The sequence below is a fragment of the Nocardioides asiaticus genome (assembly GCF_040049175.1).
In the GTDB taxonomy this organism is placed as follows: domain Bacteria; phylum Actinomycetota; class Actinomycetes; order Propionibacteriales; family Nocardioidaceae; genus Nocardioides; species Nocardioides cheoyonin.
Map to the genome: position 1 here is coordinate 528,951 of NZ_JBDZDM010000003.1, position 14,103 is coordinate 543,053.

The following is a 14,103-nucleotide window of genomic DNA, read 5'->3' on the forward strand; positions in this document are numbered from 1 at the left end:
GCTCGCCGTGGCGCGTCTCACCCGGGGTGCGTCAGCAATCCTTCAGCCCGGGGCCCTAGGCTGCCGGGCAGTCATCCGCCGCCGTCGAAAGCAGCTCATGAACTATCTGGACTCCGTGGTCCTCGGCGTCGTCGAGGGCCTCACCGAGTTCCTCCCCGTGTCGAGCACCGGCCACCTCACGATCGCCGAGAAGGCGCTGGGCCTCGAGATCGACAGCGCCTCGGTCACGGCGTACACCGCCGTGATCCAGATGGGCGCCATCGCCGCGGTCTTCGTCTACTTCTTCCGGGACATCGTCGCGATCGTCGCCGGGTGGGCGAAGGGGCTGGTGAAGCCGGAGTACCGCGGCACCATCGAGCACCGGATGGGCTGGTACGCCATCGTCGGCACCATCCCGATCGGCATCGTGGGGCTGCTCGCGAAGGACCTCGTCTCCGGTCCGCTGCGGTCGCTCTGGGTGGTCGGCGCGGCCCTGATCCTCTGGAGCGCGGTCATGATCTGGGCCGAGCGCGCGGGCCGGCAGACCCGCGGCGAGAAGCAGCTCACGATGAGGGACGCGATCGTCATCGGCCTCGTGCAGTGCATCGCGCTCGTCCCCGGCGTTTCCCGCTCGGGGGCGACGATCTCCGCCGGGCTCCTGCGCGGGCTCGACCGCGTCACGGCCACCCGGCTGAGCTTCTTCCTCTCGATCCCGGCCCTCACCGCGGCCGGGCTGTACGAGCTCAAGGACGTGCACGGCATCAGCGCGGGACCGGTCGTCGTCGGGACGGCCGTCAGCTTCGTCGTGGCGTACGCCAGCGTGGCCTGGCTGCTCCGGTTCGTCTCGCACCACTCGATCGGGAAGTTCGTGCCCTACCGGGTCGTCGTCGGCCTGGTCCTGGTCGTCCTGCTCGCCGCCAACGTGGTCCAGCCGACCTGATCGACGCCTTGTGATGCCACGAGTGAGCAGTGGCTCACGGATGGCATCACACCGCGAGGTCACGCAGCGCGGGGGACGCCGAGCCGCTTCAGATCGGCGGCCACGGTGGCTGGCTCGTCACGCACCTCACGGCTTGTGCAGCGGACGATCACCCGGTCGGGCGCCGACAGGGCGCGCTGTCTCGCCAGGTCGTCCTCCCAGTGCTCGACCTCCATGTGGAAGCCGCCGTCGACCTCGAGACACAGAGTTCTGCCGTCAGCGAGCCGCCATTCACAGTCGGTGAAGCGTAGTCGTCCCGACCCATCCCGCCTCCGGACCTGGCGCTGTGGTTGCGCGATGCCGTAAGCGCGACACATGCGCTTGATCTCCATCTCCGCCAGTGACTGCGCACCGCCGCGCATGTCGTCGATCGTGCGGCGGAAGAGCGGCGCCTTGCGGAGCGGCCGAAGACGCGCGAGCCAGTCGGTGAGCAGGTCGGGAGTAGTCAGCTGCTGCTGGACGACCGCGGCCAGAGCGCCCTGCGCGCTGCGTGGGTTGCGCTCGGCAGCGGCCCAGAGGAGCACGGCAGGCTCGAGCAGACAGAGTGGCAGAGTGCCCGTCTTTCGTCGGAAGGTGGAAAGCGGGCGCCTTGTACGGACGAACTCGACTCCGGGGACGGTCTCCTGCACGTCGTTGTCGTATGGCACGAGCACCGTGATGTTGTCGCGGTGCCAGTTCTTGAGACCGTGAACCTCGGCCGCGGTCATCCCTCCGACCAGCGCGTGAGTCCCGCCCTGGAGCACGCCGAGCCACATCGTCTCCTCACGGGTCAGGGTCCCGGTCGTCGTCCCGATCACCGTGGAGGTGCGCACTACCCAGCGGCCCGCGGCGACGTGGTCTCGGACGGCCCAGCGGCTGACGCCCAGTTCGCGGAGCTGCGCGCGCGTGACGAGCCCGCCCTGCGCGCGGGCGAGATCGCTCCAGTTGCTCTCGGCCACGCATCGAGGGTGCGGGATCGCAAGGTGCCGCGCATCCGAGGATCCACAGGTCCGCCTTGTGATGCCAGGAGTGAGCAATGGCTCACGGATGGCATCACAAGGCGGTCAGAACCAGCCGGACCTGCGGAACAGGATCCACAGCCCGGTCACGGCGGCCAGCATGAGGAGCAGCGCGAACGGGTAGCCGAACGTCCAGCTCAGCTCGGGCATGTGGGTGAAGTTCATGCCGTAGATCCCGGCGATGAGGGTGGGCACGACGACCAGCGCCGCGCCCGCGGAGATCTTGCGCATGTCGTCGTTCTGCTGCAGCTGGATCTGGGCCAGGTGGGCCTCGAACGCCGAGGAGAGCAGCGACTCGAGGTTGTCGACGCCCTCGGCGGCGACGTTGAGGTGGTCGAGCACGTCACGGAAGAACGGCTGCAGGTCCGGGTCGATGCCGGCGACGGCGATCGCCGGGTCGGCGGAGGCGAAGCGGCGGATCGGGTCGCGCAGCGGCATCACCGCCCGGCGTACCTCCGCCAGCTCCCGCTTCAGCCGGTAGATGCGGGCGGAGTCGCGCGTCCGCTGGTCGGAGAAGACCGAGGTCTCGACCTCGTCGACGTCGGTGGTCAGCTCGGAGACGACCGAGAGGTAGCCGTCGACGATGAAGTCGGCGACGGCGTACAGCGCCGAGAACGGGCCCTGGGTCAGGATGCCGCGCTCGGACTCGAGCAGGTGGCGCGCGGGCGCGAGCTTGGAGCCGCGACCGTGGCGGACGGTGACGACGTAGTCGGGGCCCAGGAAGACGTTGACCTCGCCGGTCTCGACGGCGTCGTCCACGTCGACGTACCAGAGCGTCTTGATGACCAGGAAGAGGACGTCGTCGTACCGCTCCAGCTTGGGCCGCTGGTGGGCGGTGAAGGCGTCCTCGACGGCGAGCGGGTGGAGACCGAAGGCGTCGGCGACCTCGGCGAGCTCCCGCTCGCTGGGCTGGTAGAGGCCGAGCCACACGAAGTCGCCCTCCTCCTGGACGCCTGAGCGGAGCGTCGCGTAGTCGTGCGGCGGGCAGTGCAGGTCGACCCGCTCGCCCTTCCGGTAGAGGGCACTGTCGACGATCACCCTGCTAACGCTAGCTACGCTCGGGGCCATGGCGACGCTCATCCTCGTGCGACACGGCCGGACCACCGCCAACGCGAGCGGGACGCTGGCCGGCCGGCTGCCGGGGGTGAAGCTGGACGAGACGGGCGTCGCCCAGGCGGGGCGTACGGCGGAGCGGCTCGCGCCGGTGCCGCTCTCGCTGGTGGTCTCCAGCCCGCTCGAGCGCTGCCGGCAGACCGCCAGGGCGATCGTCGCGAGCCGGGACGGCGCCGTGCTCCCGGTGCGGACCGACAAGGGGCTCTCGGAGTGCGACTACGGCGAGTGGCAGGGCCGCACGATCCGCGACCTCGCCAAGGAGAAGCTGTGGAGGACCGTCCAGACCCAGCCGTCAGCGGTCACCTTCCCCGGCGGCGAGTCGATGCAGGAGATGCAGGCCCGCGCCGTCGCCGCCGTACGCCGCCACGACGCCGCCGTCCAGAAGGAGCACGGCGACGCGGCGGTGTGGGTGGCCGTCAGCCACGGCGACATCATCAAGTCGATCCTTGCCGACGCGCTGGGCATGCACCTCGACCTCTTCCAGCGGATCAACGTCGACCCGGCCTCGGTCTCGATCATCCGCTACACCGACGCCCGGCCCTTCGTGCTCGCCACCAACACCCACGCCGGCGACCTGTCGTGGCTGGCCCCGAAGAAGGGCCGGCGGCGTACGTCGCGGAAGTCGGACGCCGTCGTCGGGGGCGGCGCGGGGCCCGAGTGATTCGCGCCTAGTCTTGTCGCATGCCTGTCGTCCACGCCTTCGATCCGCCCGAGCGATTCGTCGCCGGGACGGTCGGTGAGCCCGGCTCCCGGACCTTCTTCCTGCAGGCCAGGGCCGGTACGCGGCTGGTGAGCGTCGCGCTCGAGAAGCAGCAGGTCGCCGCGCTCGCGGAGCGGCTCGACGAGCTGCTCGACGAGGTGATGAGCAGCTCCTCGACGGTCGTGCCGGCGGTGGCGCCGTACGACCTCGACGACACCAACCCCCTCGAGCAGCCGATCCAGGAGGAGTTCAGGGTCGGCACGATGACCCTGTCGTGGGACCCGGCCGAGGAACGGGTCGTCATCGAGGTGTTCCCGTTCGTCGAGGGCGAGGCGATCGTGGAGGCCGAGGACGACGCCGAGTCCGGCCTGGGGATCGAGGAGGACGAGCCGGAGCCCGAGGAGGTGCTCCTGGTCAGGATCGACCCGGCCCATGCGCGCGCGTTCGTCAAGCGCGCCGAGCTGGTCATCGAGGCGGGCCGGCCGAGCTGCCCCTTCTGCGGCAGTCCGATCGACCCCGAGGGCCACCTGTGCGTCCGTGCCAACGGCTTCAAGCGCCGCGACCCCGTGTGACCGGGATGGACCACAGTCGCCATGAGTGAGCCCGCCCTCGACCTGTACGACGACGAGCTGGTCATCAGCGGCCGCATCCGCTCCGCGTCGAACGCGACCTTCGTGGGCACGATCGGCGACGTCGAGGTCGTCTACAAGCCGGTGGCGGGGGAGCGGCCGCTGTGGGACTTCCCGGACGGCAACCTCGCCCACCGCGAGCTGGCGTCGTACCTCGTCTCGGAGGCGCTCGGCTGGGGGATCGTGCCGGAGACCTGGCTGCGGGAGGGCCCGCACGGCGTCGGGATGGTGCAGCGCTGGTGCGTGACCGATCCGGAGCAGGAGGCGGTGACGATCGTGCCGGAGGGGCGGGTGCCGCCGGGCTACCTGCACGTGTTCGACGGCTACGGGAACCGGGACGAGCTGGTCTCGCTGGTCCACGAGGACACCCCGGAGCTGCGCCGGATGGCGGTCTTCGACGCCATGGTCAACAACGCCGACCGCAAGGGCGGTCACGTGCTCGAGATGGCCGACGGCCACCGCTACGGCTGCGACCACGGCCTCACCTTCCACACCGAGCCGAAGCTCCGCACCGTGCTGTGGGGCTGGACCGGCCAGCCGCTCACCGACGAGGAGTGCACCGCGATCCGAAGCATCCGCGAGGGGCTCGACGGCGCGCTGGAGGAGACGCTGTCGCCGTACCTCGCCTACTGGGACATCGAGGCGCTCGCCGCTCGCTGCGACCGGCTGCTCGCGGACGGCGTGATGCCCGAGCCGCGCGGTGACTGGCACGTGATCCCCTGGCCTCCTTTCTGAACCCCGCCAGTAGAGTTCGGTCCATGCGTGCCTGGTCTGCTCCCGAGGTCCCCGCCCTCCCCGCGACGGGTCCGGAGGTCTCGCTCTTCGACCATGCGACCGGCGACGTGGTCAGCACGGGCAGCGAGGGGCAGCGGCGCTCGCTGTACGTCTGCGGGATCACGCCGTACGACGCCACGCACATGGGCCACGCCAACACCTTCCTCGCCTTCGACCTGCTCAACCGCGCCTGGCGCAACGCCGGCCACGAGGTCGACTACGTCCAGAACGTCACCGACGTCGACGACCCGCTGCTCGAGCGGGCCGAGAAGGTCGGCGTCGACTGGCGCGAGCTCGCCGAGCGGGAGACCGAGCTCTACCGGACCGACATGGAGGCGCTCCGCGTGATTTCGCCGCTGGTCTACGCCGGCGCGGTCGAGTCGGTGCCGCTGATCCTCGAGATGATCGGCGAGCTGGAGCGGGCCGGCGCGGTCTACCGCGTCGACGACGACCTCTACTTCTCCGTCTCGGCCGACCCGCGGTTCGGGGAGGAGTCGCGGATGAGCCGCGAGGAGATGCTCGCGATCTTCCCCGAGCGCGGCGGCGACCCCGACCGGCCGGGCAAGAAGGACCCGCTCGACCCGCTCATCTGGCTCGCCGAGCGGCCGGGTGAGCCGTCGTGGCCCTCGCCGTACGGTCCGGGCCGACCGGGCTGGCACATCGAGTGCTCGGCGATCGCGCTCGAGTACCTCGGCGCCGGATTCACCGTCCAGGGCGGCGGCTCGGACCTGGTCTTCCCGCACCACGAGATGTCGGCCAGCCACGCCCACGCGGCCGGCAAGGAGTTCGCCCGGATCTACACCCACGGCGGGATGGTCGGGTACGACGGCGAGAAGATGTCGAAGTCGCGCGGCAACCTCGTCTTCGTCTCCGCGCTGCGCAACAGCGAGGTCGACCCGATGGCGATCCGGCTCGTGCTGCTGCGCCACCACTACCGGACCGACTGGGAGTGGACGGACGAGCAGCTCTTCGACGCCGTCGACACCCTCGCCGACTGGCGCCGGGCGGTCGCGCTCGGCCGCGGCGCCCAGGCGGCCCCCGTCGTCGAGACGGTCCTCGGGGCGCTCGCGGACGACCTGGACGCGCCGCGGGCGGTGGCCGCGGTCCAGGCGTGGGTCGACGCCACCCTCGGCACCGACGGCCTCGCCGAGACGTCCGACCCGACGGCAGGGGAGCAGATCGCGGCCCTCGTGGACGCCGCGCTCGGCATCAGGCTCTGACGCCGGGCGCGGGAGTCACGCCTCGTCGGACCGGCGGCGCAGGTACCGCTCGAACTCACGCGCGATCGCCTCGCCGGAGGCCTCGGGCAGCTCGGTGGTGTCGCGGGTCTCCTCGAGGTTGCGGACGTACTCCGCGATGTCCTCGTCGTCGCTGGCGAGCTCGTCGACGCCGCGCTCCCACGCGCGGGCGTCCTCGGGCAGGTCGCCGAGCGGGATCGAGCACTGCAGCAGCTCCTCGAGCTGCCCGATGAGCGCGAGGGTGGCCTTGGGGCACGGCGGCTGCGCGACGTAGTGAGGCACGGCCGCCCAGTACGACACCGCCGGGACGTCGAGCTTGACGCAGGCGTCCTGGAGCACGCCGACGACACCGGTCGGCCCTTCGTACGACGGCGCGTCGAGCTGCAGCCGGTCGACGAGCTCCGGCTCGGTCGAGGTGCCGTTGACCGGGATCGGCCGGGTGTGAGGCGTGTCGGCGAGCAGGGCGCCCAGGGTGACGACGAGCTGCCCGCCGAGCTCGTCGACCCCGGCGAGGATCTCGGCGCAGAACTGCCGCCAGCGCATGTTGGGCTCGATGCCGCGGACCAGGATGAGGTCGCGGTCGAGGTCGGGCGGGGAGCAGACCGCGATCTGGGTGCTCGGCCAGGTCAGCCTCCGGTGGCCGTCGAGGTCGGTGCTGACGGTGGGCCGGTTGACCTGGAAGTCGTAGAAGTCCTCGGGATCGATCGCTGCCACCACCCGCGCGCCCCAGACGGACATCAGGTGGTCGACGGCACCGGAGGCCGCGTCGGCGGCGTCGTTCCAGCCCTCGAAGGCGGCGATGACGACGGGGTCGACCAGCTCGGGCGTCTCCTCGATCTCGATCACGACTCCACCCTAGACGGCGGGCCCCCGATCCGTGGCCGCTCGGTGGGAGCCCGGTCGTGAGCGGCGGTGTCGCAGGGATTTCAGCCCCCAAGATCGGCGATGTCAGGATGCGGGAATGTCGTCCGTCCCGTGGACGTCGACGATTAGCCTTGAACGGTCCGGTCGCGTCCCGCGGCCAGGGAGGAGCCCGACACCGTGAGCCTGCGTCCCGATGCGACCGAGGCCCTGACCGCCGCGCTGAGCGAGCGGATCCTGGTGCTCGACGGTGCCATGGGCACAGCGATCCAGCGCGATCGCCCCGACGAGGCCGGCTACCGCGGCGAGCGGTTCGGCGACTGGCCCTCCGACGTCGCCGGCAACAACGACCTCCTCTCGCTGACGCAGCCGGAGCTGATCGCGGGCATCCACCGCGAGTACCTCGCCGCCGGCGCCGACGTCATCGAGACCAACACCTTCAACGCCACCGCGATCTCGCAGGCCGACTACGGCATGCAGGACCTGGCCTACGAGCTCAACCTCGAGGCCGCCCGGCTCGCCCGTCGGGTCGCCGACGAGTTCAGCACCCCCGAGCGGCCGAGGTACGTCGCCGGCGCGCTCGGCCCCACCAGCCGCACCGCGAGCATCAGCCCCGACGTCAACGACCCGGGCGCCCGCAACATCAGCTACGACGAGCTCGTCTCGGCGTACGCCACGGCGACGCGGGGACTCGTCGAGGGCGGTGCCGACCTGATCTTCATCGAGACCATCTTCGACACGCTCAATGCCAAGGCGGCGATCTTCGCGGTCCAGAGCGTCTTCGAGGACTACGGCCGACGCTGGCCGATCGTCATCTCCGGGACCATCACCGACGCGTCCGGACGGACCCTGTCGGGGCAGGTGACGGAGGCGTTCTGGGACTCGATCCGCCACGCCGAGCCGCTGCTCGTCGGCCTCAACTGCGCGCTGGGCGCCGCCGAGATGCGGCCCTACATCGCCGAGCTCTCCCGGGTCTCCGACACGTTCGTCTCCTGCTACCCCAACGCCGGCCTCCCCAACGCCTTCGGGGAGTACGACGAGGGCCCCGAGGAGACCGCCGGCCACCTCCACGAGTTCGCGAGCGCCGGGTTCGTCAACCTCGTCGGCGGCTGCTGCGGCACCACCCCAGAGCACATCGCCGCGATCGCGCAGGCGGTCGACGGGCTCGCCCCGCGCACCCCGAGCGAGATCGAGCCGGCGCTGCGGCTCTCCGGCCTCGAGCCGTTCGCGGTCAAGGCCGACACTCTCTTCGTCAACATCGGCGAGCGGACCAACATCACCGGCTCCGCGAAGTTCCGCAACCTGATCAAGTCCGGCGACTACGACAGCGCCCTCGCCGTGGCGGCCCAGCAGGTCGAGAACGGCGCGCAGCTCATCGACGTCAACATGGACGAGGGCATGATCGACGGCGTCGCCGCGATGGACCGCTTCCTCAAGCTCATCGCGTCCGAGCCCGACATCAGCCGCGTCCCGGTCATGATCGACTCCTCGAAGTGGGAGGTCATCGAGGCCGGCCTCCGCAACGTGCAGGGCCGCCCGATCGTCAACTCCATCTCGCTCAAGGAGGGCGAGGAGAAGTTCGTCGAGCACGCCCGGCTCTGCAAGAAGTACGGCGCCGCCGCGGTCGTCATGGCGTTCGACGAGAACGGCCAGGCCGACAGCTACGAGCGCCGGATCGCCGTCTGCGAGCGCGCCTACCGGATCCTGGTCGACCAGGTCGGCTTCGACCCGCAGGACATCATCCTCGACCCCAACGTCTTCGCCATCGCGACCGGCATCGAGGAGCACGCGGCCTACGGCCTCGACTTCATCGAGGCGACCCGCTGGATCAAGCACAACCTCCCCGGCGCCAAGGTCTCGGGCGGCATCTCCAACGTGAGCTTCAGCTTCCGCGGCAACAACCCGGTCCGCGAGGCGATCCACGCGGTGTTCCTCTACCACGCGATCGAGGCCGGCCTCGACATGGGCATCGTCAACGCCGGCCAGCTGGTGCCCTACAGCGAGGTCGACGAGGAGCTGCGGATGAGGATCGAGGACGTCGTCCTCAACCGCCGGCCCAAGAACGGCCAGAGCGCCACCGAGCGGCTGCTCGAGATCGCCGGCCGCTACAACAGGTCCGGCGAGGAGGCGGAGGAGCAGGCCCAGGAGTGGCGCGGCCTCCCCGTCTCCGAGCGGATCACCCACGCGCTGGTCAAGGGCATCGACGCGTACGTCGAGGAGGACACCGAGGAGCTGCGCCGTGAGATCGCCGACCGCGGCGGCCGCCCGATCGAGGTCATCGAGGGCCCGCTGATGGACGGCATGAACGTCGTCGGCGACCTGTTCGGCTCGGGGAAGATGTTCCTCCCGCAGGTGGTCAAGAGCGCCCGCGTGATGAAGAAGGCGGTCGCCTACCTGATCCCCTTCATCGAGGAGGAGAAGGCCAACGACCCGGTGCTCGCCGCCCAGAAGGAGGCCAAGGGCACCATCGTCATGGCGACCGTGAAGGGCGACGTCCACGACATCGGCAAGAACATCGTCGGCGTGGTCCTGCAGTGCAACAACTACGAGGTCATCGACCTCGGCGTGATGGTCCCGGCACAGAAGATCCTCGACACCGCCGAGGAGGTCGGCGCCGACATCATCGGGCTCTCCGGCCTGATCACGCCGAGCCTCGACGAGATGGTCAACTTCGCCAGCGAGATGCAGCGCCTCGGGCTCGACCTGCCCCTGCTGATCGGCGGTGCCACCACCAGCCGCGCGCACACGGCGGTCAAGGTCGACCCCAAGTACGACGGCCCGGTCGTCTGGGTCAAGGACGCCTCCCGCTCGGTGCCGACGGCCGCCGCGCTGCTCAGCCCGGAGCGGCGTACGGCGCTGATGGCCGAGGTCAAGGCCGACTACGACGGCCTCCGGGCCCGGCACGCCGAGAAGCAGGACCGACCGCAGGTGACCTACGCCCAGGCGAGGGCCCGCGCCACCCCGGTCGACTGGGAGGGCTACGAGCCGCCGCAGCCGAAGACCCCCGGCGTCCACGTCCTCGACGACTACGACCTCGCCGAGCTCCGCGAGTTCATCGACTGGCAGCCGTTCTTCAACGCCTGGGAGATGAAGGGCCGCTTCCCCGACATCCTGAACAACCCGCAGACCGGCGAGGCCGCCCGCAAGCTGTACGACGACGCCCAGGCGATGCTCGACACCATGATCGCCGAGAAGTGGGTCACCGCGCGCGGCGTCTACGGCCTCTTCCCGGCCAACTCCGGTGACACGGGCGGCAGCCGCGGCTACGACGACGTGACTGTCTGGGCCGACGACGACCGCACCGAGGTCCGCGCCGTGCTGCACCAGCTGCGCCAGCAGGGGCAGCACCGCGAGGGCGTACCCAACCGGTCGCTCGCCGACTTCGTCGCCCCCGCCTCCACCGGCCTGCCCGACCACGTCGGCGCCTTCGCCGTCACCGCCGGGATCGGGCTGCCGGCGAAGGTCAAGGAGTTCAAGGACGCTCTCGACGACTACTCCGCGATCCTCCTCGAGGCGCTCGCCGACCGGCTCGCGGAGGCGTTCGCGGAGCGCCTCCACCAGCGGGTGCGCACGGAGTTCTGGGCGTACGCCGCCGACGAGCAGGTCAGCAACGACGACCTGATCGCCGAGCGCTACACCGGCATCCGGCCGGCTCCGGGCTACCCCGCCTGCCCGGACCACACCGAGAAGGCGACGATCTGGGAGCTGCTCGACGTGGAGGCCAACACCGGGATCGAGCTGACCGAGTCGATGGCCATGTGGCCGGGCGCCTCGGTGTCGGGCATCTACTACAGCCACCCGCAGTCGCAGTACTTCGTGGTCGGCCGGCTCGGCCAGGACCAGGTCGCCGACTACGCCCGGCGCAAGGGCTGGACGATGACCGAGGCCGAGCGCTGGCTCGCGCCCAACCTCGGCTACGACCCGGAGGACTGAGCCAGCCGGCGCAGAGCCTCCTCGCGGTAGGCGCCGGGCGGTGCGCCGTGCGCGCGGTGGAACGCCCGGGTGAAGGTGGCGTGGTCGGCTCTCGGCGCACTTCACCGGTGCTGAGGGCTCCATGTCCTCGCCAGCCCCGGAAGCGAGCAGCGGGTCCGCGGCGCCGGCCGCCTAGTGGCCTCCGGCTCCGCTCGCGACCGGCAGTGGCGCTGCGGCGACGTCGGCCGTGGAGCTGGACGGCGACCACACGAGCGCGGCGAACCGGGTGAATCCGGCGAGCAGGATGACAGCACTCGCGATCAGGAGGGCCTGGCTCGCTGCGGCGAACCCGACGATGTTGGTCACGATGCCAGCCGGAAGCGTGACCGCTGCCCACGTGGGAGCCGCCTTGGTGCGCGAGAGTCCGACGGTGAGCGCGACCGAGCCGGCCAGCATCGCGACCGCCGCGATCGCGTACGGCGCCGAGGCGCCGGCGGCGGTCTGGGTGCGGTCGATGAGGGCCGCCATCTGATCGGCATCGGCGCCCGGGGCAGCCGTCTGCCACCAGACCAGCCCGACGGCCGAGTCTCCGATCGCGACGAGCAGCCCCAGCAGCAGGACGCCGCCCGCGACGTCGGCGAGGACCGGACGGCGCGGCCGCAGCAGGTTCCGGATGCCGCTGACGGCTGGGATCAGCAGCCATGAGCCGACGAGCTGGGCGAGGGTGAACAGGTAGTAGCGGTCAGGATGGGCCGCGATGGCGGCCACCTCGGCGTGGGTGTCGGACTGGACGCCGCCGGCGCCGGCGAGCAGCGCCGCGACGAGGTTGAGAAGCGGGACGGCGAGCAGGGACGCCGCGACGGCGGCGCGGGCGACTGATGTGGTGCGCATGGGTCTCTCCTGACAGTGGGGATCGGCTGCGCCGACCGTATGAACGCGCCGTTCCGCCCGTCTGCGTCCGCGCGGGCGCAGTGCATCCGCCTCAGGGATGAATCTCCTCCACCATCGGGTGGATGTGCGACCGCCCCTCACGGCGTACGGTCGGCGCCATGCACGCTGGGTGGCCTGCCGGCGTCCGCGCAGCCGTGGCCGGGCTGTCCGTGACCGACGTGTGGCCGGCCGTCGTCGTGCTGGTGTGGACGGGGCTCGCGGTCTGGCTGCCGGACCCCGACTACGTCGCCTCGACGAGCATCGCAGGGCCGTGGTGGCTGCGCCTGGTCTATCCGGTGCTGGTCGCGGCACCGCTGGTGTGGCGACGGCGCCACCCGTTGCCCGTCGTCGCCGTGCAACTGGTCGGCATCCTGCTCCAGGTCGCCGTGACCGCCGACTCGCCGGAGGGCTTCTGGCTCCTCGCGGGGTGGGGGACGGCCGTCTACGCGCTCTCCGCGCACGGCCGGCCGGCCCGCGCGGTTGTTGGACTTGCCGTCACCGCCGCGGGGTACGCGCTCTACACCTGGGGCGATGCCGATCTGCGCGCCGGGGACCCGTCCGAGCCGTGGGGCACGCTGTTCTTCGGCGCGGTGCTCCTGGTCCTGTGGCTGGTCGGCGCCTACGTCCGCCACCGCCGCGAGCAGCGGGCAGCCCGGTTCCGGGAGCGGGAGCTCGAGCGGCGTGCGCGCGACGCTGTCGTCGCGGAGCGGGCGCGGCTCGCCCGCGAGCTGCACGACCTGATCTCGCACAACCTCAGCGTGCTGGTCGTCCAGGCGGCGGGCGCACGCGCTGCCGGCGCCGGCGATGCGGCGACCCTGGAGAAGATCGAGCGCAGCGGCCGGGAGTCACTGGTCGAGATGCGCCGCATGCTGGGGGTCCTGCGGCAGCCCGACGACGATCCGCCCTGGGCTCCGCAGCCCGGCATCGGTCACCTGGACACCCTGTTCGCCGCCGTCCGCGCCGCCGGCGTCGAGGTCGGGCTCGACCTCGACGGCGATCCCGCCGGACTCTCCGCCGCCCTGGAGCTGTCCGTCTACCGGATCGTGCAGGAGGCGCTGACCAACGTCATCAGGCACGCCGGCGCGCACAGGGCCGTCGTACACCTCCGCTTCGACCCGCAGTCGGTGACCGTCGACGTGTGCGACGACGGGGACGCGTCGTCCACGAGCCAGCCCGAGCACACCAGCGGCTACGGGCTGATCGGCATGCGCGAGCGGGTCGCGCTCTTCGGTGGCGAGTTCTCGGCCGGGCCGCGCGCGGAGGGCGGCTTCGCCGTGCATGCCCGGTTGCCGCGCGAGGATCCGGCGCCGCCGTGACCGGGACGAGCATCAGCGTCCTGATCGCCGACGACCAGGACCTCGTGCGGGAGGGGCTGCGCATGATGCTCGACGCCGAGCCGGACATCGACGTCGTCGCGGAGGCGCGCACCGGCACCGAGGCGATCCACCGGGCCCGAAGCACCGACCCGGACGTCATCCTGATGGACATCCGCATGCCCGACGTGAACGGCATCGAGGCGACCGCCCGTCTCGCCGGCGCCGGAGCCCGCGCTCGCGTGCTCATCCTCACCACGTTCGACCTCGACGAGTACGTCTACCGGGCCATGCGCGCCGGCGCGAGCGGCTTCCTGCTCAAGGACGGCACCCGCGACCAGCTCACCGCGGCGGTGCGCACCGCCGCCGCGGGGAACGCGCTGCTTGCTCCGGCGATCACGCGACGGCTGATCCAGGAGTTCTGCCGGCTCCCGCCGGCCGACACCGCCGTGGCCTCGCTCGCCGCCCGCCTCACGGCTCGAGAGCTGGAGATCCTGCGTCAGGTCGCGAGGGGACAGTCCAATGCGGAGGTCGCCGCCGAGCTGTTCCTGGCCGAGGCGACCGTCAAGAGCCACGTCGCGCGCATCCTCGCCAAGCTCGACCTGCGCGACCGGGTGCAGCTGGTCGTGTTCGCGTACGAGACCGGCATCGTGCGCGCGGGCGCCGGCTGAGAGCGA

General features: G+C 71.2%; 12 protein-coding genes. 8 read left to right on the forward strand and 4 right to left on the reverse strand.

Annotation, left to right across the window (positions count from 1 at the left end; all coding sequences use genetic code 11):
* Nucleotides 1-97: 97 nt before the first annotated feature.
* Nucleotides 98-919 (forward strand): undecaprenyl-diphosphate phosphatase, encoded by an 822-nt coding sequence (locus ABLE53_RS13100; protein WP_348859391.1) that lies wholly within the window; start codon nucleotides 98-100, stop codon nucleotides 917-919.
* A gap of 59 nt (nucleotides 920-978) precedes the next feature.
* Here ABLE53_RS13100 and ABLE53_RS13105 read toward each other — a convergent pair whose 3' ends face one another.
* Together ABLE53_RS13105 and corA are read right to left on the reverse strand one after the other, a co-directional pair.
* Entirely contained in the window at nucleotides 979-1,896 is a 918-nt protein-coding gene (locus tag ABLE53_RS13105) for a type IV toxin-antitoxin system AbiEi family antitoxin domain-containing protein (protein ID WP_348859392.1), read from the reverse strand.
* A gap of 105 nt (nucleotides 1,897-2,001) precedes the next feature.
* Entirely contained in the window at nucleotides 2,002-2,994 is a 993-nt protein-coding gene (gene corA, locus ABLE53_RS13110; protein ID WP_348859393.1) for a magnesium/cobalt transporter CorA, read from the reverse strand.
* Between the two features lie 28 nt (nucleotides 2,995-3,022).
* Between corA and ABLE53_RS13115 the strand changes: the two genes are divergently transcribed.
* Genes ABLE53_RS13115 through mshC form a run of 4 tightly spaced genes read left to right on the forward strand, consistent with a single transcriptional unit; the run spans nucleotide 3,023 to nucleotide 6,392 of the window.
* On the forward strand, nucleotides 3,023-3,730 hold the full coding sequence (locus tag ABLE53_RS13115) for a histidine phosphatase family protein (RefSeq protein ID WP_348859394.1): 708 nt from the start codon (nucleotides 3,023-3,025) through the stop codon (nucleotides 3,728-3,730).
* 20 nt (nucleotides 3,731-3,750) lie between these two features.
* A complete protein-coding gene (locus ABLE53_RS13120; protein ID WP_348859395.1) occupies nucleotides 3,751-4,341 on the forward strand; it encodes a DUF3090 domain-containing protein in 591 nt (196 codons plus the stop codon).
* 21 nt (nucleotides 4,342-4,362) lie between these two features.
* The gene (locus tag ABLE53_RS13125) at nucleotides 4,363-5,133 is read left to right on the forward strand and encodes an SCO1664 family protein (protein WP_348859396.1); all 771 of its coding nucleotides are present in this window, start codon (nucleotides 4,363-4,365) and stop codon (nucleotides 5,131-5,133) included.
* A 23-nt stretch (nucleotides 5,134-5,156) separates the two neighbouring features.
* Nucleotides 5,157-6,392: a cysteine--1-D-myo-inosityl 2-amino-2-deoxy-alpha-D-glucopyranoside ligase gene (gene mshC, locus ABLE53_RS13130; RefSeq protein WP_348859397.1), complete on the forward strand. Its 1,236-nt coding sequence runs from the start codon at nucleotides 5,157-5,159 to the stop codon at nucleotides 6,390-6,392.
* Nucleotides 6,393-6,407: 15 nt separating this feature from the next.
* Here mshC and ABLE53_RS13135 read toward each other — a convergent pair whose 3' ends face one another.
* Complete coding sequence (locus ABLE53_RS13135; RefSeq protein WP_348859398.1) at nucleotides 6,408-7,256, reverse strand: PAC2 family protein; 849 nt, start codon at nucleotides 7,254-7,256, stop codon at nucleotides 6,408-6,410.
* A gap of 195 nt (nucleotides 7,257-7,451) precedes the next feature.
* Between ABLE53_RS13135 and metH the strand changes: the two genes are divergently transcribed.
* A complete protein-coding gene (gene metH, locus ABLE53_RS13140; RefSeq protein WP_348859399.1) occupies nucleotides 7,452-11,204 on the forward strand; it encodes a methionine synthase in 3,753 nt (1,250 codons plus the stop codon).
* Nucleotides 11,205-11,375: 171 nt separating this feature from the next.
* Here the strand turns inward: metH and ABLE53_RS13145 are convergent, their stop codons facing one another.
* Complete coding sequence (locus ABLE53_RS13145; RefSeq protein WP_348859400.1) at nucleotides 11,376-12,074, reverse strand: hypothetical protein; 699 nt, start codon at nucleotides 12,072-12,074, stop codon at nucleotides 11,376-11,378.
* A 158-nt stretch (nucleotides 12,075-12,232) separates the two neighbouring features.
* Between ABLE53_RS13145 and ABLE53_RS13150 the strand changes: the two genes are divergently transcribed.
* The gene (locus ABLE53_RS13150) at nucleotides 12,233-13,429 is read left to right on the forward strand and encodes a sensor histidine kinase (RefSeq protein WP_348859401.1); all 1,197 of its coding nucleotides are present in this window, start codon (nucleotides 12,233-12,235) and stop codon (nucleotides 13,427-13,429) included.
* Nucleotides 13,426-14,097, forward strand: coding sequence for a response regulator (locus ABLE53_RS13155; protein WP_348859402.1), 672 nt, complete (start codon nucleotides 13,426-13,428; stop codon nucleotides 14,095-14,097). The genes ABLE53_RS13150 and ABLE53_RS13155 overlap by 4 nt, the downstream gene beginning before the upstream one ends.
* Nucleotides 14,098-14,103: the final 6 nt, after the last annotated feature.

Excerpts from the sequence above, each read along its gene's own strand:
- ABLE53_RS13100 (WP_348859391.1), top strand. The coding sequence starts at position 98 with ATGAACTATCTGGACTCCGTGGTCCTCGGCGTCGTCGAGGGCCTCACC.
- ABLE53_RS13115 (WP_348859394.1), top strand. The coding sequence starts at position 3,023 with ATGGCGACGCTCATCCTCGTGCGACACGGCCGGACCACCGCCAACGCG.
- ABLE53_RS13120 (WP_348859395.1), top strand. The coding sequence starts at position 3,751 with ATGCCTGTCGTCCACGCCTTCGATCCGCCCGAGCGATTCGTCGCCGGG.
- ABLE53_RS13125 (WP_348859396.1), top strand. The coding sequence starts at position 4,363 with ATGAGTGAGCCCGCCCTCGACCTGTACGACGACGAGCTGGTCATCAGC.
- mshC (WP_348859397.1), top strand. The coding sequence starts at position 5,157 with ATGCGTGCCTGGTCTGCTCCCGAGGTCCCCGCCCTCCCCGCGACGGGT.
- ABLE53_RS13145 (WP_348859400.1), bottom strand. The coding sequence starts at position 12,074 with ATGCGCACCACATCAGTCGCCCGCGCCGCCGTCGCGGCGTCCCTGCTC.
- ABLE53_RS13150 (WP_348859401.1), top strand. The coding sequence starts at position 12,233 with ATGCACGCTGGGTGGCCTGCCGGCGTCCGCGCAGCCGTGGCCGGGCTG.